This is a genomic window from Zhongshania sp. (assembly GCF_047636175.1).
In the GTDB taxonomy this organism is placed as follows: domain Bacteria; phylum Pseudomonadota; class Gammaproteobacteria; order Pseudomonadales; family Spongiibacteraceae; genus Spongiibacter.
In genome coordinates, this window is record NZ_JBLIKC010000002.1 from 109172 (window position 1) to 130573 (window position 21402).

Annotated in this window: 18 protein-coding genes; 12 read left to right on the forward strand and 6 right to left on the reverse strand. The window is 48.8% G+C overall.

All coding sequences use genetic code 11. The features are described from left to right. The first annotated feature begins 106 nt into the window (after positions 1–106). Positions 107–871, forward strand: a complete 765-nt coding sequence (locus tag ACI955_RS01545; protein ID WP_415241971.1) for a DUF1223 domain-containing protein — start codon at positions 107–109, stop codon at positions 869–871. Positions 872–876: 5 nt separating this feature from the next. On the opposite strand, the gene ACI955_RS01550 is transcribed toward ACI955_RS01545, so the two are convergent. Continuing rightward, positions 877–2013 carry a diguanylate cyclase domain-containing protein gene (locus ACI955_RS01550; RefSeq protein WP_415241972.1) on the reverse strand — a complete coding sequence of 379 codons (1137 nt, stop codon included), beginning with the start codon at positions 2011–2013 and terminating at the stop codon, positions 877–879. Between the two features lie 197 nt (positions 2014–2210). Here ACI955_RS01550 and ACI955_RS01555 point away from each other — a divergent pair, with 197 nt between their 5' ends. From ACI955_RS01555 to ACI955_RS01575, 5 genes are all read left to right on the forward strand, one after another. Next, complete coding sequence (locus ACI955_RS01555; protein ID WP_415241973.1) at positions 2211–4364, forward strand: FAD-dependent oxidoreductase; 2154 nt, start codon at positions 2211–2213, stop codon at positions 4362–4364. Positions 4365–4371: 7 nt separating this feature from the next. Then, on the forward strand, positions 4372–5223 hold the full coding sequence (locus tag ACI955_RS01560; RefSeq protein ID WP_415241974.1) for a DUF547 domain-containing protein: 852 nt from the start codon (positions 4372–4374) through the stop codon (positions 5221–5223). Positions 5224–5297: 74 nt separating this feature from the next. Continuing rightward, positions 5298–5969, forward strand: coding sequence for a TIGR04283 family arsenosugar biosynthesis glycosyltransferase (locus ACI955_RS01565; RefSeq protein WP_415241975.1), 672 nt, complete (start codon positions 5298–5300; stop codon positions 5967–5969). Then, on the forward strand, positions 5962–6645 hold the full coding sequence (locus ACI955_RS01570) for a TIGR04282 family arsenosugar biosynthesis glycosyltransferase (protein WP_415241976.1): 684 nt from the start codon (positions 5962–5964) through the stop codon (positions 6643–6645). The genes ACI955_RS01565 and ACI955_RS01570 overlap by 8 nt, the downstream gene beginning before the upstream one ends. Positions 6646–6664: 19 nt before the next feature. Then, positions 6665–7195 (forward strand): MOSC domain-containing protein, encoded by a 531-nt coding sequence (locus ACI955_RS01575; RefSeq protein WP_415241977.1) that lies wholly within the window; start codon positions 6665–6667, stop codon positions 7193–7195. Positions 7196–7206: 11 nt separating this feature from the next. Here ACI955_RS01575 and ACI955_RS01580 read toward each other — a convergent pair whose 3' ends face one another. After that, positions 7207–8205, reverse strand: coding sequence for an alpha/beta hydrolase family esterase (locus ACI955_RS01580; RefSeq protein WP_415241978.1), 999 nt, complete (start codon positions 8203–8205; stop codon positions 7207–7209). Positions 8206–8413: 208 nt separating this feature from the next. After that, positions 8414–9202, reverse strand: a complete 789-nt coding sequence (locus ACI955_RS01585) for a crotonase/enoyl-CoA hydratase family protein (protein ID WP_415241979.1) — start codon at positions 9200–9202, stop codon at positions 8414–8416. A 244-nt stretch (positions 9203–9446) separates the two neighbouring features. Here ACI955_RS01585 and ACI955_RS01590 point away from each other — a divergent pair, with 244 nt between their 5' ends. Continuing rightward, the gene (locus ACI955_RS01590) at positions 9447–10031 is read left to right on the forward strand and encodes a TetR/AcrR family transcriptional regulator (protein WP_415241980.1); all 585 of its coding nucleotides are present in this window, start codon (positions 9447–9449) and stop codon (positions 10029–10031) included. A gap of 107 nt (positions 10032–10138) precedes the next feature. Here the strand turns inward: ACI955_RS01590 and nirD are convergent, their stop codons facing one another. After that, complete coding sequence (nirD, locus tag ACI955_RS01595) at positions 10139–10462, reverse strand: nitrite reductase small subunit NirD (RefSeq protein WP_415241981.1); 324 nt, start codon at positions 10460–10462, stop codon at positions 10139–10141. Positions 10463–10536: 74 nt separating this feature from the next. Further along, entirely contained in the window at positions 10537–13086 is a 2550-nt protein-coding gene (gene nirB, locus ACI955_RS01600) for a nitrite reductase large subunit NirB (RefSeq protein ID WP_415241982.1), read from the reverse strand. A gap of 419 nt (positions 13087–13505) precedes the next feature. On the opposite strand from nirB, the gene ACI955_RS01605 reads away from it, so the two are divergent. The 3 genes from ACI955_RS01605 to ACI955_RS01615 all read left to right on the forward strand — a co-directional run bounded on the left by ACI955_RS01605 (position 13506) and on the right by ACI955_RS01615 (position 18377). Next, on the forward strand, positions 13506–14978 hold the full coding sequence (locus ACI955_RS01605) for a NarK family nitrate/nitrite MFS transporter (protein ID WP_415241983.1): 1473 nt from the start codon (positions 13506–13508) through the stop codon (positions 14976–14978). 34 nt (positions 14979–15012) lie between these two features. Next, positions 15013–16731: a protein kinase domain-containing protein gene (locus ACI955_RS01610; protein ID WP_415241984.1), complete on the forward strand. Its 1719-nt coding sequence runs from the start codon at positions 15013–15015 to the stop codon at positions 16729–16731. 398 nt (positions 16732–17129) lie between these two features. Continuing rightward, positions 17130–18377 carry an alginate export family protein gene (locus ACI955_RS01615; RefSeq protein WP_415241985.1) on the forward strand — a complete coding sequence of 416 codons (1248 nt, stop codon included), beginning with the start codon at positions 17130–17132 and terminating at the stop codon, positions 18375–18377. 163 nt (positions 18378–18540) lie between these two features. Here the strand turns inward: ACI955_RS01615 and ACI955_RS01620 are convergent, their stop codons facing one another. Next, positions 18541–18936, reverse strand: a complete 396-nt coding sequence (locus ACI955_RS01620) for a hypothetical protein (RefSeq protein WP_415241986.1) — start codon at positions 18934–18936, stop codon at positions 18541–18543. Between the two features lie 480 nt (positions 18937–19416). Between ACI955_RS01620 and mpl the strand changes: the two genes are divergently transcribed. Beyond that, positions 19417–20796 carry a UDP-N-acetylmuramate:L-alanyl-gamma-D-glutamyl-meso-diaminopimelate ligase gene (mpl, locus tag ACI955_RS01625; RefSeq protein ID WP_415242067.1) on the forward strand — a complete coding sequence of 460 codons (1380 nt, stop codon included), beginning with the start codon at positions 19417–19419 and terminating at the stop codon, positions 20794–20796. Continuing rightward, positions 20796–21401, forward strand: a complete 606-nt coding sequence (locus ACI955_RS01630) for a flavin prenyltransferase UbiX (protein ID WP_415241987.1) — start codon at positions 20796–20798, stop codon at positions 21399–21401. The genes mpl and ACI955_RS01630 overlap by 1 nt, the downstream gene beginning before the upstream one ends. The last annotated feature ends 1 nt before the right edge of the window (position 21402 follow it).

Genomic DNA, 21402 nt, shown 5'->3' on the forward strand with positions numbered 1-21402 from the left:
TTACCAGCCCGCGATTAAATAGCCTTCCCAACGTCTGGTAGGGCATCACGATACTGCCTGAGTTCTGCAATTTTTGCATAGCGGGGGCAAAGTTATGGGGAAGAGGATGTCGTCCGCGGCAACAGGATTGTTGATCAGTGCTTTGCTCATTATCATGCCCGCGCATGCTTTGGAGTTACGCAGTGATAAAGACGCAGCAACGACCATTGAGCTATATACCTCTGAGGGTTGTAGCAGCTGTCCTAATGCTGATGCATGGTTGTCGTCTCTAAGCGATGATCCGGCAATATTTTCACGTATTATTCCCTTGGCTTTTCATGTCGACTATTGGAATCAATTAGGCTGGGTAGATCGTTTTTCGGCGTCAATTTTTTCCGAGCGGCAACGGCAACTGAGTCGTGCCGGTCTGGTGTCGCAGGTCTATACACCGGGTTTTTTGGTTAATAACAGGGAGTGGCGTGGCTGGTTTAACGGTGGCCAGAGTGTGACGGCAGAGCAATTGCCGCGTAGCAATAAGCAAGTGGGTGTGCTGGCTGCGCAGTGGCTAAAGAACGTGGATACCCTTGCTCTTAGTTTTACTCCTGCGGCGGATGACCATGGGGATTTGAAAGTACATATAGCGATTTTAGGTATGGGATTAGAGACCAAGGTACTTGATGGTGAAAATAGCGGTCGAGTGCTGCGGCATGATTTTGTGGTTTTATCACACCATCAGTATCCTTTTGGTTCAGACAAAGCGGGGAAAACGATAATTAAGCGCGTCGCCGGGCCAAAAATACCAGCTAAGGGTCAGAAAAAATCTGCCTTAGTTGTTTGGATTTCTAATGCTGAATCTCCAGCTATTTTGCAAGCTGCCGCAGCGTATTTATAGTGTTTCTATATTGGACTGTAGGGAGGTGCGGCGCTGTCGCGCTTTACTCTATACATTCCGTTGTCAGCTATTTTTAGTAAGGACTCGTAGTTATCGCCGTCCTTTGGATAAATGGCATACCCGATGCTGGCGCTTATTTTATATTGAGTATTTTCAATATTCATTGGCGCCGAAAGTGCCGCTGAATAAATGGCTATTTTCTGATTTATAACATTAATATCATCTAGGCCGAGTAATAAAATGCTAAATTCATCACCGCCAAGGCGGGCAACAACATCGTTGGCACGGGTGTGCTCCCGAAGGCATTTCGCAAACGCGATTAATACCAGATCGCCAAAGTGATGGCCGAGCTTATCATTAAGTTCTTTAAAACTATTTAGATCGAAAAAAAGCACGCTAAATGGCGTGCCAAGGAGTTTAGCATTAAAAATGGCGCGTTCGATTTTATTGATAAAGTGAAGTCTGTTGGCTATGCCGGTTAAGCTATCATGATGGGCAAGGTGCATATATTTATTGTGTTGTTCTTCAATCTGACTGTGCAATTCTCCCGCGGAGATGCCGTTGTAAATTGTAACGAGAACCACCAATACATTGGCGGTTAATAGTCCACCAAAGGTTGCTAATTGGAAGTCGTCGTCTTCGATAATATTCTGGGAATTGATTGCGTTTTGATCGGCAATAAATAGTAGCCCGGCAAGTGCACATAGTATTATCGTCCAGATTACGCCGGCAGCGCCTCTAATTCCCGTTATGGCGATGACTGGCAAAAGCATGGCACAGGGTATGGCTGGGGAATTTACACCTCCAGTTTGCAATACCACCGCGGCAAGGGCGAGGGTTAGTGTGCTGATAAACAAGTTTACGACGAGAGTTCGTCTGCCGGTCAATCGCATTAGTATTATTGCGGCGCTAACTCCGACAACGACAATAACTGAAAACAGAGAGTTTAATGCGTGATAGGGATCTGTTTCTGGAATGGCTACCTGATTATAGAGATTGATATAAATAATATATAGGTAGGCGCTCAGTAAAATGCTGACAATAAATTGATCGCGACTCTTTTGGTAACTCGATAATCCGGATTGCCGCGGTAGCAGAGGGTTAATTAACGCACGCTTAAGTAAAGTCCTTTTACCAGCCATGGTGATCCATTTTGTATCATCATCATTACTACGAAAGAGTTAGCGGTGATGGAAGTGCGGGGGCTATTATTCTTTTTAAGAGATACAATTTCGCATCGGTGTATATGTGTGAAATTAGATTCAAAGTGACACTATTATGGTCAACAGTCCACGTTTTCTTTGGTTTGTTGGTTTGCTGGCTCAATTAAGAGGTCGTGATGATAAAGAAAATCGTGTTTTTAAGCTTGATTGTAGTCCTAGTAATCGCCTTTTTTGCCCTAGGGTTTAATGAATATTTAAACCTTGAAGGGGTAAAACAATTACAACTCGATTTAGCGTCTTGGCGGACTGATGAGCCGCTGATATTGGCAATGGTGTTATTTGCGTCATATGTGCTGATCACCGCGCTGTCATTGCCGGGTGCCGCGGTCATGACCCTATTGGTAGGAGCCATATTCGGATTGGGATGGGGAACGGTGATAGCCTCTTTTGCATCAAGTATCGGTGCGACACTGGCCTTCTTGATGACCCGTTATGTGCTTAGAGACGCCGTGCAGAGGGGGTTTGGTGATCGCTTAAAAGCGATTAATGACGGAGTGGCGCGTGAGGGCAGCTTTTACCTCTTTAGTCTGAGGCTGGTACCGGTATTCCCCTTCTTTTTAATCAATATTTTGATGGCATTAACCCCGCTTAAACTTCGGCAGTTTTATTGGGTAAGTCAGCTCGGCATGTTGCCGGGTACCTTGGTGTTCGTTAACGCAGGCAGCCAACTTAGCGATTTAACTAGCCTGTCAGGAATATTGTCGCCCTCCTTGCTGTTTTCCTTTGTGTTACTGGGTATCTTCCCCTTGGTAGCGAAAAAGGTTTTGGGGTGGCTTAGCACTAGAAAAGAAAATGCCAAGTGGTCGCGGCCCAAGCACTTTGACCGCAATTTGATTGTTATTGGCGGCGGCGCGGCCGGCTTGGTCAGTTCTTATATTGCCGCTGCGGTTAAGGCCAAAGTCACCTTAGTTGAGGCCAATAAGATGGGGGGTGACTGCCTTAACTACGGCTGTGTGCCGAGTAAGGCCTTAATTAAAACGGCAAAGCTTGCGACGCAGCAGCGCCATGGAGAGAAATATGGCTTGGCGGCCTCTGAGCCGGTGATTGATTTTCGACGCATTATGGCGCGTGTTAATGATGTGATCTCCCGCATAGAGCCGCATGACAGTGTCGAGCGCTATACTGAGCTGGGCGTTGAGGTGTTGCAAGGCTACGCTCAATTCGTCGATCCCTGGACGGTCGATATTAGCTTGAATGACGGCGGTGTTCAGCGCCTAACATCACGCGCAATAATCATTGCAGCCGGTGCGGAGCCAGCGGTACCGCCACTGCCAGGGCTGGAAGAAGTGGGTTATTTAACCAGTGACACCCTGTGGGAGTCACTGGCTGAGAATGAAGCGCCGCCCAAGCGACTGCTAGTATTGGGCGGTGGTCCTATCGGTTGTGAATTAGCACAATGCTTTGCCCGGTTGGGGTCAAATGTCACCCAGCTAGAGATGTTGGCCCGGATTATGGTGCGCGATGACGAAGATGTTTCGGCGGCGGTGGCGCAGTCGCTCCGTGACGATGGCGTTAATATTCTCACCGGTATGCGCGCGATTCGGTGCGAGCGCGATGGCGAACAGAATCTTATGATCGTGGCGGACAAGTCTGGCGTGGAACAGATAATTGAATTCGATGCCCTGCTATGCGCGATTGGTCGCAAGCCACGTACTAAGGGCTATGGCTTGGAGAATCTGGGCATGGACGTGTCTAAGTTAAAAGGTAATGAGTACCTAGAGACAAGCTTTCCGCATATTTTGCTGGCGGGCGATGTTGTTGGACCGTATCAGTTTACTCATGTCGCAGCTCATCAAGCATGGTATGCGGCGGTAAATGGTTTATTTGGCAGCTTTAAAAAATTCAAAGTAGATTACACCCTAATACCAAGGGTGACCTATGTTGATCCAGAGGTGGCGAGTGTTGGGCTAAGTGAGTCGGAAGCAACTGATAAGAAAATTAGCTATGAAGTCACTCGCTATGGTATTGATGACCTTGACCGGGCTATCTGTGACAGCCAAGCCGAAGGCTTTATTAAGGTGCTTACCGTGCCGGGCAAAGATCGCATTTTAGGTGTGACCATTGTTGGCGCGCAGGCTGGCGAGTTACTGGCAGAATATGTGTTAGCAATGAAGCACGGCATTGGTTTGAAAAAAATACTAGCTACTATTCACAGCTACCCGAGTATGTCGGAAGCAAATAAATACGTTGCTGGCGAGTGGCAGAAAGCGCACGCCCCGCAGTGGATTATGAAATGGTTGCTGAAGTTTCATGCATGGCGAAGAGGTTAATATCTAAGTGAAATATCAAGTAATAAAGACATTGCGCGGTGTCTGTTACGGTGTATTGCTATTGTGTGTGGTCACGCCCTCAATAGCAGCCGAATTCTCCCACAGGGCGTGGGATAACTTGCTGCAAAAGAATGTGGTAATGATACAAGATGGGCAGGCGAGTCGCGTTGATTATGCAGCGATGAAAGATGACCGCAATATACTACAAGCCTATTTGGCCAGCTTGTCGGCAGTTGACGTTATGATTTTTGACTCTTGGTCTAAGGACCAGCAACTGGCACTTTTGATTAATGCCTATAACGCATGGACGATAGATCTGATTTTAACGCGTTACCCGGATTTGGAATCAATAAAAGATCTGGGGTCCTTCTTTAGCTCGCCTTGGAAAAAAGAATTTATTTCTTTTTTGGGTGAGACTAGGAGTCTAGACAATATTGAACATAAGCTGATTCGCGGTTCTGGCCGTTATAATGAACCTCGTATTCACTTTGCTGTAAATTGTGCCAGCATCGGTTGCCCAGCGTTGCTGAATAGCGCATACACCGCTGAAAAACTTGAGGTCCAGTTAGATCTTGTTACCCAAAACTTTCTAAGTGACCGCAGTCGCAATTATTTTTCAAATGGTGAGTTACATATATCGTCGATCTTTAAATGGTATAAAACAGATTTTGAGCAGGGCTGGGGTGGCGCAGATTCCCTATCTAGTTTCTTGGTCGCGTATCTAGATGTATTGGGTTTAAGTGGTCCGGGTCCCGGTATTGTTGTCAACGGCAAGTCTGCCGTGGCGCGTTTGGGCGACGGCAGTTTGGGCATCAGTTATACCGACTATGACTGGGATCTAAATGATGTTGGTAAATAGAAATCGATATTTACTTGCAATGATGGACGTTTAATTTGGAAATCCATGAGACTGGAAGTGGAAACCCTCCCGCATTGTCCGTCGTCATTCCGGTATTGAATGAGGCGCCCGGATTAGCGCTGCTGTGTTCGACTTTACGCAGCCAGCTAGCAGATACTGACCGCAGTATTGAGCTTATATTTGTTGATGGTGGGAGTACTGATGGCTCCGCAGATGTCATTGCGGCGCAGGGGTTTCCCTGCCTGCATAGTGGCCGTGGAAGAACAAAGCAAATGAACCTTGGCGCCGCGGCGGCAACAGCAAATTATTTATTATTTTTACATGCTGATAGTGAGCTGCCTGATGCGGCTCTGGATAGTGTCATTTCCGCGCTCGACACACAGCCCTGGGGACGGTTTGATGTCCGCATTGGAGGTGACGCTAAGATGTTTGCAGTTATTGCCTTTTTTATGAATTGGCGCTCCCGTCTAAGCGGTATTGCGACCGGTGATCAGGGGATATTTGTTCGCCGAAAGGCATTTGACGCGGTGGGTGGCTTTTTGGATCAGGCTTTGATGGAGGATATCGCCTTGTCGGCCGCGCTTCGAAAATTATCAGCCCCAGTGTGCTTGCGCTCTAAAATAACGACCTCAGGGCGGCGCTGGCAGCGTCGTGGTATATGGCGGACTATTTTATTAATGTGGCATTTACGCTTGATGTATTGGCTGGGTGCATCGCCGCAAAGCCTAGCGAAACGCTATGAATAGTTCAGAGCCAAGTCGCCCATTGCCAAAAGTTGGTATTCAGATTATTGCTAAAGCCCCGCTGGCTGGTTTGGCTAAAACTCGGTTGATACCAGCATTGGGTGCATATGGCGCCGCTAGCTTAGCAAAAAAGATGCTCACTAAAATACTTCAAGACTGTGCGAGTCTGTTGATAGATACACCGACTGAATACCGGTTTTCGGTTAACTTATGGATGACACCATCAGCGCAGTCGCCGGCCTGGCGGACAGTAGATATACCTGATGGTATTGGCTTGTGTGAGCAGCGTGGCGATGACCTGGGAGAACGCATGGGCAACGCCGCCGTGCAGGGTTTAGTAAATACTGATGCCGTGATCATTATTGGCAGTGACTGCCCAGAAATTAATGCCTCGGTATTGCGCTGGGCGGCAGCGGCGCTGCATGAGCACGATGCCTGCATGGTACCTTGTGCAGACGGCGGTTACGCCCTAATCGGTATGCGCAGCTATGAATCGCGCTTATTTACCAACATTCCTTGGAGCACAGATAAGGTCGCTGAGCTAACTCGGCGACGATTGCTGGAATGTGGAATGAGCTATATCGAATGTACAGCCGTTCATGACATTGATGAGTCCGCGGATCTGCAGTATTTGCCACCAGAGTGGCCGGAGTCAACGAGCGAGCAATCTCCCGTTTAAGTAAGGTTTAGGAATCAAAATGAATGCACAGGGTCGTTTAATTTCGCGTTTTATCGATGAGCTGTCACCGGGGACCTTGGAGTGGATTGGTCTGCGCCCAGCGCGTAAAGAGCCCATGGTTGCGGTGAGCCAAACTTTGGCGATTGCAGATCGCGGCTTGCGGGGTGATCGTCGTCTTGAGGGTAGCAAGGGGTCCGCCAGACAGGTGAGTATTATTAGTGTTGAGTTTATTCGCGCTATTGCCGAAAACGTCGGCGTTGAGCATATTCCTGTGGATATATTGAGAAGAAATTTATTAGTGTCGGGTATTAATCTCAATGCCCTGCGGCACCAGTATTTTAAAATTGGAGATGCGGTTTTTCAGGCTACAGCACAGTGTCACCCCTGTTCTCGCATGGAAGCCGCACTTGGGAAAGGCGGTTTAGTGGCAATGCTGGGTTATGGCGGCCTATGTGCCAAGATTTTAGAGTCGGGTGAAATTAAGTGCGGCGATCAGCTTGTATATTTGCCACCCAATAAATATCAAGAGCGCCAGCTAAGCTTGTACTAACATTGTCCCGGCTATTTACCGGCCGTGTCTACGCGGCGTATTTGGCGTGCGAAAAATGCCCATATCTCTGCAGGACCATTTATCTCTTTACTGCTGGCGCCTAGAATTCGCGGCGGTCTAAAGTATTCCTGAGGAATAGTGTGCCCGCCACCGACGATGGTATACAGAATCACCTCTGGGTGTTCGTCGTCGCGCCAAGCATAATATTTTGTCGCGGTGGAGTCATCGGCGCGATTGTTTAGGAAGTGTTTGGTTTCGCTGGGGGCGCCATGATGGCCAGCCTTATGTGCAAAGTGCTCTGCACTACTTATGGATGACAATACCCGGCCGCGGTTGCCGAGGCCGAATAAGGTCACTTGTCCGCCGTAATAAGGGTTTATTGGGTCTTCAGTGCCGTTCATGATGAGCACCGGAATGGCTTTACCTGTGTCTTTGCAGGCTAGGTTGTCGGCGGTGGGCAGGCTTGCGCTAATGGCGGCTATGCCGGCAACGGAATTGGGGTGTTCTAGGGCAAAGCGAAAACCTAAATGTCCCCCATTGGAATAACCGGCAATAAAAGTCTTGGCGGTGTCGCTGCCGTAGCGCTGATGGAATTCGCTTACTAGGGATGTAATAAATTTTATGTCATTGATGTTTTCTGCGCGCGCGGGATAATTTGCCTCGCCTCGGCAATCATTCCAGTTGTTCTTGTATCCACTAGGGTATACCACAATAAATTTGTGTTGCTCGGCGAGCTGTTCAAATTGGTAGGCAGTGGACTCGCGCAGGCCTTTTACGGTTTGCAAAGAGCCGTGTAGCATAAATACCAGCGCTGGATCTTTAGCTAGCTCAGTCGGTATATACGCTGTGTAGCTGCGGTCCCTAGCTTCGATGGTGATCGTGCCCTCACTTAGCTCCCCGCTCAGCTGGATTCGCGGCGGCGCTGGGCTATAGCCATAGTAGCTATATAGCAATGTACTAACAGCCGCGATACTAAGAACGGCGAGTAAACTAAAGCGAATGATGCGCACGGTGTACTTCTGTATTGGTGAGTATTATGTTCTTAGATATTATTTTTCTCATCTTCAAATTATAGTTTATTTTTGTATTTTATATAATGTTTATTCATTTTTGCTAATAGTAAAACACCATTGATATATCGCAGTTTCGGCGCAGCGAGCACCTCGGATAATTACTCAATGGCGCGAATATTGTTCCTTGTAGGTGTTTTTAGGGACGTTAGTTTTCTGTGCTGCCATGACGGCCGGAACCTTGCTCGAAGCGCTGTGCTCCCGACACGGTTTCGCCGCTGGAGAAGGTCTGCATTCCCAGCCGAAATTCATTGGCGATGGCCTCGGCTTCATTCATTCCCCATTGCTGATAGGTGCTGTGGCGGTCGCTGCGCAGGCATTGTTGAGGAAGCGCGGCAATCTGGAGTGCGAGTTTCTCTGCGCTATCGCGCAGCTGATCGCTAGCCACCACACGGTTTGCCAAGCCGATGGCAAGGGCTTCAGCGGCGTCTACAGCGCGACCGGTGAGAATCATATCCATTGCTCGACTCATGCCGATTAAACGCGGTAGTCGCACCGTGCCGCCGTCGATGAGCGGCACGCCGAAGCGTCGGCAGAATACGCCAAACACGGCGCGCTCGGTGGCAATTCGCATATCGCACCATAGTGCCAGCTCTAAGCCGCCGGCAACGCAATAACCGTCAACAGCGGCGATAACGGGTTTACTCAATTCCAGCCGACTTGGTCCCATGGGGGCGATGCCGTCGGTATTGAGAGGGTTTCGTCTGTCAAGGTCGTCACTGGCAACAGCTTTTAAATCAGCTCCGGCGCAAAAGTTGTGTTCTGCTCCGGTTAAGATGGCCACCGAAAGTTCGGCGTCGGTTTCAAAGGCCTTGAAGGCATCCGCCAAGGCCTTAGCTGTTTTTCCGTCTACCGCATTGCGGGCGGCCGGACGATTTATAGTGACCCAAAGTAGGGGCGGGCGGCGTTCAATAATGACTGTTTTTTCTTCTGACATAATATATACCGTATATCTTTTGGTGGCGGCTATTGGTATCTATTGTGGCACTTTTTTAGTGGCAATGTCTTAAGGTGGTATTCTATGCTTGCCTTTGCCGGTGGCGCTACAGCGCATGCGGTTAGCTTCCAGGCTGGAGGCAGTGACGGTTATTTTTAATGGGTATTATAAGCCGATTACAACAGATTTCCTTACGGATGCCAGTTGGTTTTAGCCGGTGTCGATGTGACTGAGAGGCGAGGACATGGCGAGACCTAGGGTTAGGGAAAAATTATTAGATGCGGCCTACCGCTTGTTGCAGAGTGACGGTATTTCCGCCCTGACCACTCGGCATATTGCGAGTTGCGCGGGCACCACAGAAGCGAGTGTGTTTAATAATTTTGGCGATAAGGCGGGATTATTGTATGCCCTGATTGGGGAGCGTCTGCCGGAAGTGCAAGCGGTAAAGGCGGCGATTGATGCAGATCTGCAAGCTGATATGAAAAGCTGGTTGCAGAGTGTCTATGAAGCTGCGGAGTTATTTTATATTGCAATTATTCCACTCACAGCGCCGCTTTGGGGGCGTAGTGAGGTGGCTAATAATGATGCCGCCAAACAGCATCCCCTGCACGGTTTACTTGCGGCTCGCTTTCTTGAGTTTCAGCATGAGGGCGTCCTTTGTCCTGAGTCTGACGCCGGGGTCTTGGCAACGATAGTTTTAGGTGCTTCTCTACATAATGGATTTAATCTTGTCGCACAGGATCGTGTTGCTTTAAACAGTAGAATAGGGGTTAGGTCAGGCCGCATAGTGGGGAGTCTACTACCGCTATTTACGACGTCCACTAAATAGTATTTGGTGCTAAACCGGGAGCAAAAAAAGCCGGCCCCACCTGAGTGGCGACCGGACGAGGAGGAGACTTACGATAAATCTGATAATCGGCGTTATGATGTGCTGGTTTAATGGCTAATAAGGACTTGCACCGTACCGTCTTCGGTGCGCACTTCGTAGCAATCTATAGAGACGCTGTCGTCTTCTAGGCACTGTCCTGCCGTAAGGCTAAAGTGTTGTTTGTAAATTGGTGACGCCACCGCGAGCGTGCCCTGTATGCTGCAAATAATGCCTCTGGAAAGCACATTGGCATTGCTAAAAGGGTCTTTATTAGCCAGGGCATAAACGGCGTCACCGACACGAAATATCGCTACTTGGGTTTGATCAATTAAGGCGGCAACACCGGTGTTTGGTATTATGTCATCGAGGCGGCAAACAGTTGTCCACGACATGGGGTAGTCCTCATATAAATGTAGTGTCGATCAGCCTTCAGTGTTTAGCTTATCGACGCCTTAGTTAGTGATCTTTAAGCGACGGCGATTAAATCGATGTCAGCAACTTTTTCGGCTTCGGTCGCGGGACGTATCTGGCCGCGCTCTTGAATAAACATAATTTCCTGGTCGCTTTTGTCAGTATTCACAAAGCTGCGGAACTGCTTTACCTTCTCCGGATTTTCAACGGTAGTTTTCCATTCGCATTGATAGGTGTTCACGACGTTTTCCATTTCGGCTTCAAGGTCGGAACAAAGGCCTAGTGAGTCGTCGATAATGACCTTGCGTAGATAGTCCAGGCCGCCCTCTAGGTTCTCCATCCACACTGAGGTGCGTTGGAGGCGGTCTGCGGTGCGAACATAGAACATCAAGAAGCGGTCGATATATTTCACCATGGTGTCGGTGTCGATATCTGAGGCAAATAAGTCTCCGTGGCGTGGCTTCATGCCACCATTGCCGCACAAATAGAGGTTCCAACCCTTTTCAGTGGCGATAATGCCAACATCTTTGCTCTGCGCTTCTGCGCATTCACGGGTACAACCCGATACCGCCATTTTAAGTTTGTGTGGCGATCGCAGGCCTTTATAGCGGTTTTCTAGGTCGATGGCTTGGCCCACACTGTCTTGTACGCCATAGCGGCACCAGGTTGAGCCCACGCAGGATTTAACCGTACGCAAAGACTTGCCGTAGGCTTGACCCGATTCAAAGCCAGCACTGATCAACTCTTCCCAAATAAGTGGAAGTTGGTCGAGGGTGGCGCCGAATAAATCAACGCGCTGGCCGCCAGTAATTTTGGTGTAGAGCCGGTATTTTTTAGCGACTTGGCCGACGGCGATTAAGCCGTCTGGGGTAACCTCACCGCCGGCCATGCGCGGCACCACGGAGTAGGTGCCGTTCTTTTGCATATTGGCTAGGTAGCGATCGTTAGTGTCTTGCAGGCTGGCGTGTTTGGGCTCCAGAATATAGTCGTTCCAACATGAGGCAAGAATAGATGCACCGGTGGGCTTACAAATTTCACAACCGTGGCCTGTGCCGTGTTTTTCTAAAAGCTCATCGAAGGATTTAATTTCGCCGACTCTAACCAGATGGTAGATTTCCTGGCGGGTGTATGGGAAATGCTCGCAGAGATCGGTGTTGACCTCGACACCCATTTTGGTGAGTTCAGCATTGAGTACCTGTCCCACTAGTGCGGTGCAGCCACCGCAGGTAGTCGCGGCCTTGGTGCCCGCTTTCAGATCACCCACCGTCATAGCGCCGCCTTGCACTGCGGCGCAAAGATCACCCTTGCTGACGTTATTGCAGGAGCAAATCTGGGCGACATCAGGTAGGGCGTCCACGCCAAGACCAAGTCCAGCGCTGCCGTCCAAACTTGGCAGGATCATGCTTTCCGGTTGTTCGGGTAGAGTGATTTTATTCAGTGCGAACTGTAGCAGCGTGCCGTAGTCATTGGCTTCACCAATCAACACCGCGCCCAGCAGGTGCTGGCCGTCTTGGCTAACCACAATTTTTTTGTAAACTTCGGCTTTTTCGTCAATAAAAGTATAGCACTTGGCGCCCGGCGTGCTGGCGTGGGCGTCACCGATAGACGCGACATCAACGCCCATTAGCTTGAGTTTAGTACTCATATCGGCGCCGGTGAAGCTGGTTTCTTGAATACCGCCTAAGACATGGTCCACTGCCGTCCGGGCCATGTCCCAGCCGGGCGCGATAAGGCCATAAATACGTCCACCCCACAGTGCGCATTCACCAATGGCGTATATCGCCGGGTCAGATGTTTGGCAATAGTCATTAATCACGATACCACCGCGCGGGCCAACTTCGAGTTCACTTTGGCGGGCAAGTGCATCTTGTGGACGAATACCGGCAGAGAATACCAATATATCCGTTTCCAGCTCGGCGCCATCGGCAAATTGTAATTTGTGAACGCAGTCTTCACCGTCAACGATGTGTTGGGTATTTTTTTGGGTGTGTACTGACACGCCGAGATCTTCGATCTTACGCCGCAGCAGAGCGCCGCCGCCCTCGTCAACTTGAACGGCCATGAGGCGAGGGGCAAATTCGATGACGTGGGTTTTTAAGCCCAGGTCCTTTATCGCCTTTGCCGCCTCTAAGCCGAGTAGGCCGCCGCCGACAACGGCGCCGACTTTGGCATTCGCAGCGGCGGAGGTAATAGCTTCCAAGTCTTCGATGGTGCGGTATACAAAACAATTTTTGCGGTCGTGGCCAGGCACCGGCGGCACGAATGGGAACGAGCCGGTGGATAAGATAAGTTTGTCGTAGTTATATTGTTGATCTTTATCGGTGCTGACACATTTCGCGGCACGATCAATTTCAATGACTTTTTCACTACTAAAAACGGTGATGCCGTTGTTGGCGTAAAAACCTTCTGAGACCATATTTAAAGAAGCGGCTTCACGGGTTTCAAACCACGCGGTGAGATGAACTCGGTCGTAAGCGTGACGGGGTTCTTCACCAATGACGGTAATGTCGAATCGATCTGACTGACCGCTCTCGACAAGCGATTCAATAAATTGATGGCCAACCGGGCCGTTACCAACAATGAGTAGGCGTTGTTTGTTAGTCATTTTCACATCCTTAAATATTTGCGCGGGTATTGGGCTTGCGTGTGCGGTTTTGCGCGCCTTTAAACTATCTGTAGGGGTAAGAGCAAAAGCTATGCCACTGCATAAGTGCATATTTAAGTAATTGATATAAAACGATTAAATTATATTTTATGTCCTTTAAAAGCTAATTTTGTAGCAAAATTAGCTCGCAGTCTGATGCTTGATGGGGCGTGAGGCTCTAAGTTGGTGCGGCGTTAAGCAGGTTTGGGTGATTACTTTGTGCTCTAGATTGGTGCGTAAATGTGGGACGGGACGTTTTTAAAAAATTTAAATTATTAATAAACAATAGCTTAAGAAAGGGGCGGGCTAGTAGGTAGTGCTTTGGCATAGTGATTGCTGACCTTAGCTCAGATTCCGTAATATCCCTATTGGAGCTGGTCATGTCTTCCTCAACCCTTAATGTGCTTGATCTCAAGCAAGATAAAATTCGCCTACTGCATCTTAGTTGGTTTGCTTTCTTTCTTACTTTCTTGGTTTGGTTTAGCTTTGCGCCGATGCTGTCGTCCATTCAAGAGGCCTTTGATCTGAGTAGCCAGCAGGTTAAAGCCTTGATGATTTTGAATGTCGCCTTGACGATCCCGGCGCGAGTGGTGGTGGGTATGTTGGTGGATCGCTTCGGTCCGCGCGTTGTCTTTAGCGCCTTACTTATTATTGGCGGCGTGGTGTGTGTGGCATTCGCGACGGCTGATAGCTACGAAATGATCGCGTTGCTGCGCTTTTTAATGGGCTTTATTGGTGCTGGCTTTGTTATCGGTATCCGTTTGGTGGGCGAGTGGTTCCCCGCGCGCCAAGTTGGCTTGGCGGAAGGCGTATATGGCGGCTGGGGTAACTTTGGTTCCGCCGCAGGTGCAATGACCTTGCCGACCCTAGCACTCTACTACGGTGGTGATGACGGCTGGCGCTACGCGATCGGAACGACCGGCATTTTGGCATTCCTTTATGGTTTTTTCTTTTACTGGCGCGCCCGTAATACTCCTAAGGGTGCTACCTATTTTAAGCCAAAAAAGTCCGGTGGATTGGTGGTGAGTAGTAAGCGCGATTTAGTTTTTTATATTGCGATGTGTATACCTATGTACCTCGCTTTAGCCGTATTGACGTGGAAATTATCGCCGGCGAATTTAGGTTTGTTGAGCGAATTCGCTTGTGTGGCCTTATACCTAGTGTTGGTGGTCTTGTTTGTAGTGCAAGTTAGCCAGATCTTAAGAGTGAATAGTGATGTCCTGAATAACGTCCCTATTCCCCCTATGCAGCAATACAAGTTTAAGCAAGTGGCTATTCTTAATGTCGCTTACTTTGTGACCTTTGGCTCTGAATTGGCGGTGGTCTCGATGTTGCCGCTGTTCTTTATGGAGACCTTTACACTGAGCGCGGTACAGGCTGGCATGTTGGCATCGGGCTTTGCTTTTATGAACTTGGTTGCTCGTCCCGGCGGCGGCTATTTATCCGATCGATTTGGTCGCCGTAAATCCCTGTCAATTTTGGTTTCTGGTCTGACCTTGGGCTATATGGTCTTAAGTCAGATTGACGCTGCGTGGCCGATTTGGCTGGCGGTGGTGGCTACCATGTGCTGTTCATTCTTTGTGCAGGCTGGCGAAGGTGCAGTATTTGCTATTGTGCCGCTTGTTAAGCGCAGCATGACAGGTCAAATTGCCGGCATGACTGGGGCCTATGGCAATGTTGGCGCGGTTATTTTCCTAACGGTGCTGTCCTTCGTTAGTAATGGCGACTTCTTCTTAGTGATTGCAGCCTGCGCGGCAGTCGTGTTTGTAGCGGTGCAGTATATGGAAGAGCCTGCGGGCCATACCGCCGAGGTGAATGAAGACGGCAGTGTTGCGCTGATTGAAGTAAGCTAGGGTTAGTAACAGCATCCTTTCTGGAGCATGCCCAATGCACTTTGACGGTGGTTTGAAATTATCGATAGCTCAGCACAGCAGTGCTGGGCAAAAACCGGTTAACGAAGATAGCTTAGGCATTCGCGTGCCAGAAAATGATCAAATCACCACCAAAGGTGCAGTGGCTATTATTGCGGACGGTGTCTCCGCTGCAGAGGCGGGAAAGGAGGCGGCAGAAACGTGTGTGACCGGATTTTTAAGTGATTACTTTTCAACGCCAGATTCATGGTCGGTAAAGCGGTCTGCTCAGCAAGTTCTGACGGCCCTTAATCGTTGGTTGTACGGTCAGGGTCAGCATTATATACAGGCTGAGAAAGGTTATGTTTCCACCCTCAGTATCGCTATTTTTAAATCCCAGACCGCGCATATATTCCATGTTGGTGACAGTCGGGTATACCGTTTAAGAGAGGGTATTCTCGAGCAGCTCACCCGCGACCACGCCATGCCAGTTGGCCGTGGTAAGTCTTATCTTACCCGCGCTATGGGTCTCGATGTTAACCTTGATGTCGACTACCGCGCCGCAGACGTCGCGGTTGGTGATGTCTTCGTTTTGAGCACCGATGGTATTCACGATGTGCTCAGTAGTAGTCGCATGCAGGCTTTAATAGCCGCGCATGGTGACGAGCTCGATGTCGCAGGGCAGTGTTTAATTGATGAAGCATTGGCGGCCGGCAGTGATGATAATTTGAGCTGCCAGTTGTTGCGGATTGATGCTTTGCCATTGGCCGATGCTGGCGACGTATATCGTAAGCTTACAGTGCTGCCATTTCCACCACCGCTAAGCGTGGGCGTAGTGGTCGATGGCTTGCTAGTCGAAGCTGAAATCCACGCTAGCCCGCGTAGCCAGCTCTACAAAGTGTTTGATCAGCTCGCAGATCGGCGTTACGTAATGAAGACACCCTCTCCAAATTTCAATGATGATCCTGCGTATATAGAGCGCTTTATATTAGAAAGTTGGATCGGGCGGCGAATTCAAAGTGATTACGTGATCGAGGTGATTGAGCCGCCAAAAACGCCAAGTTATTTATATTATTTGTCAGACTACTCGCCCGGATCAACGCTGGGGGAGTGGATGCAAAAACACCCAAAGCCAGCGACCCAGGCGATGCTAGATATTATTCTGCCGGTTGCCAAAGGCCTGCAAGCTATGCATCGACGAGATACTTTTCATCAAGATATCAAACCAGATAATATTTTAGTCGGCGATGATGGCTCAGTGAAAATAATCGATTTTGGTTCCTGTTACGTGGCTGGTCTCGCCGAGATAGCTGTACCTATCGAGCGCGACAAAGTCTTGGGAACGGCGCAGTATTCTGCCCCAGAGCATATTCTAGGTCGGCGGCCGAGCGGTCGAGCCGATCAGTTCTCATTGGCGGTGATTGTTTTTGAAATGCTGACTGGACAGCTGCCTTATCAGGGCCGGCTGCAAAACTGCGCGACGACGATTGCGTTTTCGCGCTTGAAGTATGTCTCCGCATGCGCTTACAACGCCCACGTACCGCTATGGCTGGATGCCTCGTTGGCGCGCGCCCTAAGTATCAGTCCGGAGCTGCGTTACAGCGACGTGTCTGAGTTTGTATACGATTTGGCGAATCCCAATCCGGACTTTATGAGAGACACCTTTCAGCCCCTGCTGATCCGAAACCCCCTGCGTACCTGGCAAGGGATCTCTCTGTTCTTATTCGCGTGTTTGCTGTGGAGCTTGCTGCGTTAAGTTGTAATTTATTGCAGTTTTGATTCGCTCTTAAAATAAAAAAAGTATGAAGTTTCCTTGAGTATCCATCCTTTAATCTACGAATAATTTTATATTAAATACTATCGGCCTATTAAAGCTATTATTCCTCGTGTGTTCGTTCGGTGCCTTTTCGCTCTAAAAACGTGCGCGACTGTTATTTGGTGGCGAGATATTTTGGTGCGTCATGAGTTTCAGGGTTTTCATTATTTTTAACTTGTTGAAATATAATAATTTTTAATAATTTTTAATATTTTTTCATTTTTTATGTTTTTGGCTTCGTATTTGCAGAAGCAATATGAGAATGCGGTTCGTTCAGGATTTTTTACAATTCCACTTAATGAAAAAACGGCAAGACCTTATTTTTCGGAGATATTATTTTGAATATTATTAACTTGCCAAGCGCGGCTATTGTTATCGCTACGGCTTTTTTTTCTCAGAATTCTTTTGCGGCAGAATCACTTGGTCAAGCTTTTGCCAAAGGTGAGGTGCATTTAAACTTACGTTTGCGCTACGAGTCAGTGACTGAAGATGCGCGTGTTGGAGAGAATAACGGTAGTGCGTTAACTCTTAAGACCCGTTTGAATTTTAAAACAGATGGGTATCAGGGGTTTTCTGGTTTTATTGAAATGGACGACGTGAGCAATTTTGCGGGTAGTTCAAATGATGGTGTTAATGGCAACGTGTCTGAGCCATTAATTGCGGACCCCGTCGGCACCGAAGTTAATCAGGTCTTTTTGGCGTATAAAAATTGGGATACTGAATTCAAATACGGTCGCCAGCGTTTAGTCATAGATAATCATCGATTTGTTGGTCATGTTGGTTGGCGCCAAAATGAACAAACATATGATGCGTTTACCATTGCGAATAGTAGTATAGAAAATTTGAAACTGACTTACGCGCATATTTCAAATGTGAATCGTATTTTCGGCGAAGCTAGTGCCGTCGGTGATACTGAAATGGACTCACATATACTTAATGCAAATTATACCTTCGCTGCGGGCAGTTTGACTGCGTTCGCCTATCTGCTAGAAACAGATGATAATTTTGCCGGCTTTAAGCGTATGGATACCGATACCTATGGCCTGCGTTGGCAGGGCAAGACAGGTATTTTTGCTTACAACCTTGAGTACGCTACTCAGAAAGGTGCTGGCGATAATCCCGCAGATTATACTGCTGATTACATGCTGGCAGAGACCAATATAAAGTTATCGCCTGTCGCTATTGGTTTTGGTTATGAAGCCTTAAGCGCAGATGATGACGGCTTTTTTATTACGCCCTTGGCGACACTGTTCAAATTTCAAGGTTGGACAGATAACTTTCTTAACAAAGGTCTGGGTAATATCAGTGAGGGTATAACCGACGTGTATATGACGCTGTCGGGCATTGCTTACGGATTGAATTGGCAGCTGGCCTACCACGACTTTAGTTCTGATCAAGATAGCACCACTGGCGGTAGTGATCTTGGTACTGAGATCGGCGGTTTTGTTGGAAAAGGCTGGGGGCACTATTCGGCAGAGCTACGCTACGCAAGCTACAGTGCGGGCGACACGGAGTCATTTAACGGTGGAAGCTTGACGCTAGTTGATGCTCAGAAAGTGTGGTTAACCTTTAACATTAATTTTTAAGTGTCGCAGAGCATCTGAAGCTCATCTCGCTAGCATATCGCCGACGTGACGATGAAGAATTATTAATCAATTTATTGATTTGGTACTTAAAAGCGGAGTTATTTTGCTGTTCCATTTTATGGTTGAATAGCAATCGAACTCCGTAACGCGCAACTGTTAAGAGCTAAAAGACTTCGCCTCCCGTAGGTCCGCCCAGCAGTGGTATTACGGCGGAGTTTGTAATATCAAGTAGCATTGGCATCTGGCCGCCAAGCTGCAGTGCTTCGCCATCACTTGTTAGTTCGTCGATCAGCGGAATTACTACGTCCAAGGCCTGTACTGGAAATGGTAAAACAGTGTTCAGAGTTGTATTTAGGGTGTCGCTGACTTGAGCTGCGATGCCACCAATAAGCTCATTGTCACCTATCAGACCGTTTACCACTGGGAGTACAGTCTGGCTGGCAATGCCGGTTATCTGAGGAAGAAGGCCCCCCAGTAGCCCAGCAGATTGAGCTTGAGAATGTGCATGGCTTGCCACAGATAACGCAGTACTTAGTAGTATGATCTTTAAATGTTTCATTACAGCTCCTGAAATAAGCGTATGTCTAAACGAGCAGGTGTTATTATCCGCGGTAGATAAGTTTTATGTCGGCAATATAAAAATGTACTGTCAGCAGGAGATTTTGTAGGTGAAATAATATCTTTATCCCGATTTTGCTTCAATGTTCAGGCTTGCGTTCTGAGATGCAGTGCTCATTAGTCGGCGTCTTTTTTAAAGGAAAGCATGCTTGCTAATGAAAATGTCCACGCCTATTGACGCCCTAGGGCATGGGTAGCGCAAGCGGCTAAACATTGTTAATTGGGCTTACGTCCTACCATGTAAAGTTCGTGCCCGCTTTATACGCTTGGTTGAGCCGCCGACTTCGGGCTATTCGATGCTCGTCTATAAATCTTTGGTCTCTAAACCTGGCCGTCCGTCCTGACTGATCTGTTAGCGTAGAGCTGGCGCGATAGCGGTGATACCATGCCACACAGAATTTTCTGTGTGGCGTTTTCATTTATGCATCTCCATATTTTGGGTATTTGCGGTACGTTTATGGGCGGCTTGGCGATTCTCGCGCGGGAATTGGGGCATACCGTGACTGGCTCCGATGCCAACGTGTATCCGCCGATGAGCGCGCAGCTGGAATCTCAGGGGATTACTTTGATGGAAGGCTATGACCCCAGCCATTTAACTCCCGAGCCAGATCTTGTGATTGTCGGCAATGCGATGTCTCGTGGTAATCCTGCGGTCGAGCATGTTTTGAATCGCGGTATTCCCTACACGTCTGGCCCGCAGTGGCTCAGTGACCATGTGTTGCAAAGTCGTTGGGTGTTAGCTTGCGCTGGGACCCACGGCAAAACGACCACCAGCAGCATGTTGGCCTGGGTTTTGGAAGACTGCGGCTATCAGCCGGGGTTTTTGATTGGCGGTGTGCCCGATGATTTTGGCTTGTCCGCGCGGCTGGGTGGAAGTGACTTTTTTGTTATTGAGGCCGATGAGTACGACAGCGCTTTTTTTGATAAGCGCTCTAAGTTCGTTCATTACCGCCCTTACACTGCTATTTTAAATAATCTTGAATTTGATCACGCCGATATTTTTGATGATTTGGCTGCCATTCAGCGACAGTTCCACCATTTGGTGCGGACCGTGCCGGCAATTGGCCGCATTATCGTGCCCGCCGCAGAGGCTGCTCTAGATAAAGTACTTGAAATGGGGTGCTGGAGCGAAGTTGAGCGCTTTAGTAGTCATCGCGATCAGCTCGCGGAATGGCAGGCTGAAGTGCAGAGCGATGATTTCTCGAGTTTTGGGGTGTTTTATCGCGGGGTATTGCAGGGCGCTGTGACGTGGTCGCACACCGGCGCGCACAATGTGAATAATGCGCTAGCGGCGCTTGCTGCCGCGCATCATATTGGTGTTCAGCCAAAAGACGGTATTGCTGCGCTGTGTCAGTTTCGCGGTGTGAAGCGGCGGATGGAGTTATTAGGCACCATTGCAGGCATTGCTGTTTACGATGATTTTGCGCATCACCCCACAGCCATAGCAACCACCTTAGAGGGATTGCGGGGCAGGGTGAGTAGCGGCCGAATTGTGGCGTTGATTGAACCGCGGTCTAATACTATGCGTATGGGTGTCTACAAAGATCGTTTGGCGCCGGCTACCGCCTGCGCAGATGAAGTAATTTGGTACCAGCCTCCGGGTTTGGATTGGTCTTTGGATTCGGTGATTGCCGAGAGTTCAAGCCCCGCCCGTTTAAGTACCGATCTTGATGGCACTGTGCGCGAATTGCTTGGTTCGCTAAAAACTGGTGATCATTTGGTCATTATGAGTAACGGCGGATTTGGGGGTGTGCACCAAAGGCTGTTGAGTGCTTTGCGAGCGCGTTGGGAGAGTAGTTAATGAAGTCAGTAACTTTGGCAATGACGGGTGCGTCAGGTGCCCAATACGGTTTGCGGTTGTTGGAGTGTTTGCTTGGCGCCGGTTGTGAGGTGCATTTTATGATCTCAAAAGCGGCCTTGTTAGTTGTTGCAACCGAGACCGATCAACCTTTGCCTGGGCGCCCGAGTATTTTATCTAAACACTTGTGTGAGCGATTTTCTTGCGCGCCAGATCAGCTTAAAGTTCATGGTCCAGAAGATTGGATGGCGCCAGTGGCCTCGGGTAGTGGCGCGCCCTCGTCGATGGTGGTGTGTCCTGCCAGTACTGGGACACTGTCTGCTATTGCCTGTGGCGCAAGTAATAATTTAATTGAACGCGCCGCCGATGTTGCACTCAAAGAACGTCGTCAGTTGATACTCGTGCCCAGGGAAATGCCGCTATCGGCGATTCATTTGCAGCATATGCTCAGTTTAGCGCAAATGGGCGCGACCATTATGCCTGCGTCACCAGGATTCTATCGGCAGCCTGAAAGTGTGGCTGATCTAATTGATTTTGTTGTCGCGCGTATTCTCGATCATCTTGGTGTAGCGCAAACCTTGCTGCCACGTTGGGGTGAAGAATCTTGAT

Bases quoted from the DNA above. Each gene is read 5' to 3' on its own strand.
- ACI955_RS01585 (WP_415241979.1), bottom strand. From the start codon at position 9,202: ATGTCAGAAGAAAAAACAGTCATTATTGAACGCCGCCCGCCCCTACTT.
- ACI955_RS01605 (WP_415241983.1), top strand. From the start codon at position 13,506: ATGTCTTCCTCAACCCTTAATGTGCTTGATCTCAAGCAAGATAAAATT.
- ACI955_RS01570 (WP_415241976.1), top strand. From the start codon at position 5,962: ATGAATAGTTCAGAGCCAAGTCGCCCATTGCCAAAAGTTGGTATTCAG.
- nirD (WP_415241981.1), bottom strand. From the start codon at position 10,462: ATGTCGTGGACAACTGTTTGCCGCCTCGATGACATAATACCAAACACC.
- ACI955_RS01545 (WP_415241971.1), top strand. From the start codon at position 107: ATGTCGTCCGCGGCAACAGGATTGTTGATCAGTGCTTTGCTCATTATC.
- nirB (WP_415241982.1), bottom strand. From the start codon at position 13,086: ATGACTAACAAACAACGCCTACTCATTGTTGGTAACGGCCCGGTTGGC.
- ACI955_RS01610 (WP_415241984.1), top strand. From the start codon at position 15,013: ATGCACTTTGACGGTGGTTTGAAATTATCGATAGCTCAGCACAGCAGT.
- ACI955_RS01620 (WP_415241986.1), bottom strand. From the start codon at position 18,936: ATGAAACATTTAAAGATCATACTACTAAGTACTGCGTTATCTGTGGCA.
- ACI955_RS01550 (WP_415241972.1), bottom strand. From the start codon at position 2,013: ATGGCTGGTAAAAGGACTTTACTTAAGCGTGCGTTAATTAACCCTCTG.
- ACI955_RS01575 (WP_415241977.1), top strand. From the start codon at position 6,665: ATGAATGCACAGGGTCGTTTAATTTCGCGTTTTATCGATGAGCTGTCA.
- ACI955_RS01590 (WP_415241980.1), top strand. From the start codon at position 9,447: ATGGCGAGACCTAGGGTTAGGGAAAAATTATTAGATGCGGCCTACCGC.
- ACI955_RS01630 (WP_415241987.1), top strand. From the start codon at position 20,796: ATGAAGTCAGTAACTTTGGCAATGACGGGTGCGTCAGGTGCCCAATAC.
- ACI955_RS01555 (WP_415241973.1), top strand. From the start codon at position 2,211: ATGATAAAGAAAATCGTGTTTTTAAGCTTGATTGTAGTCCTAGTAATC.
- mpl (WP_415242067.1), top strand. From the start codon at position 19,417: ATGCATCTCCATATTTTGGGTATTTGCGGTACGTTTATGGGCGGCTTG.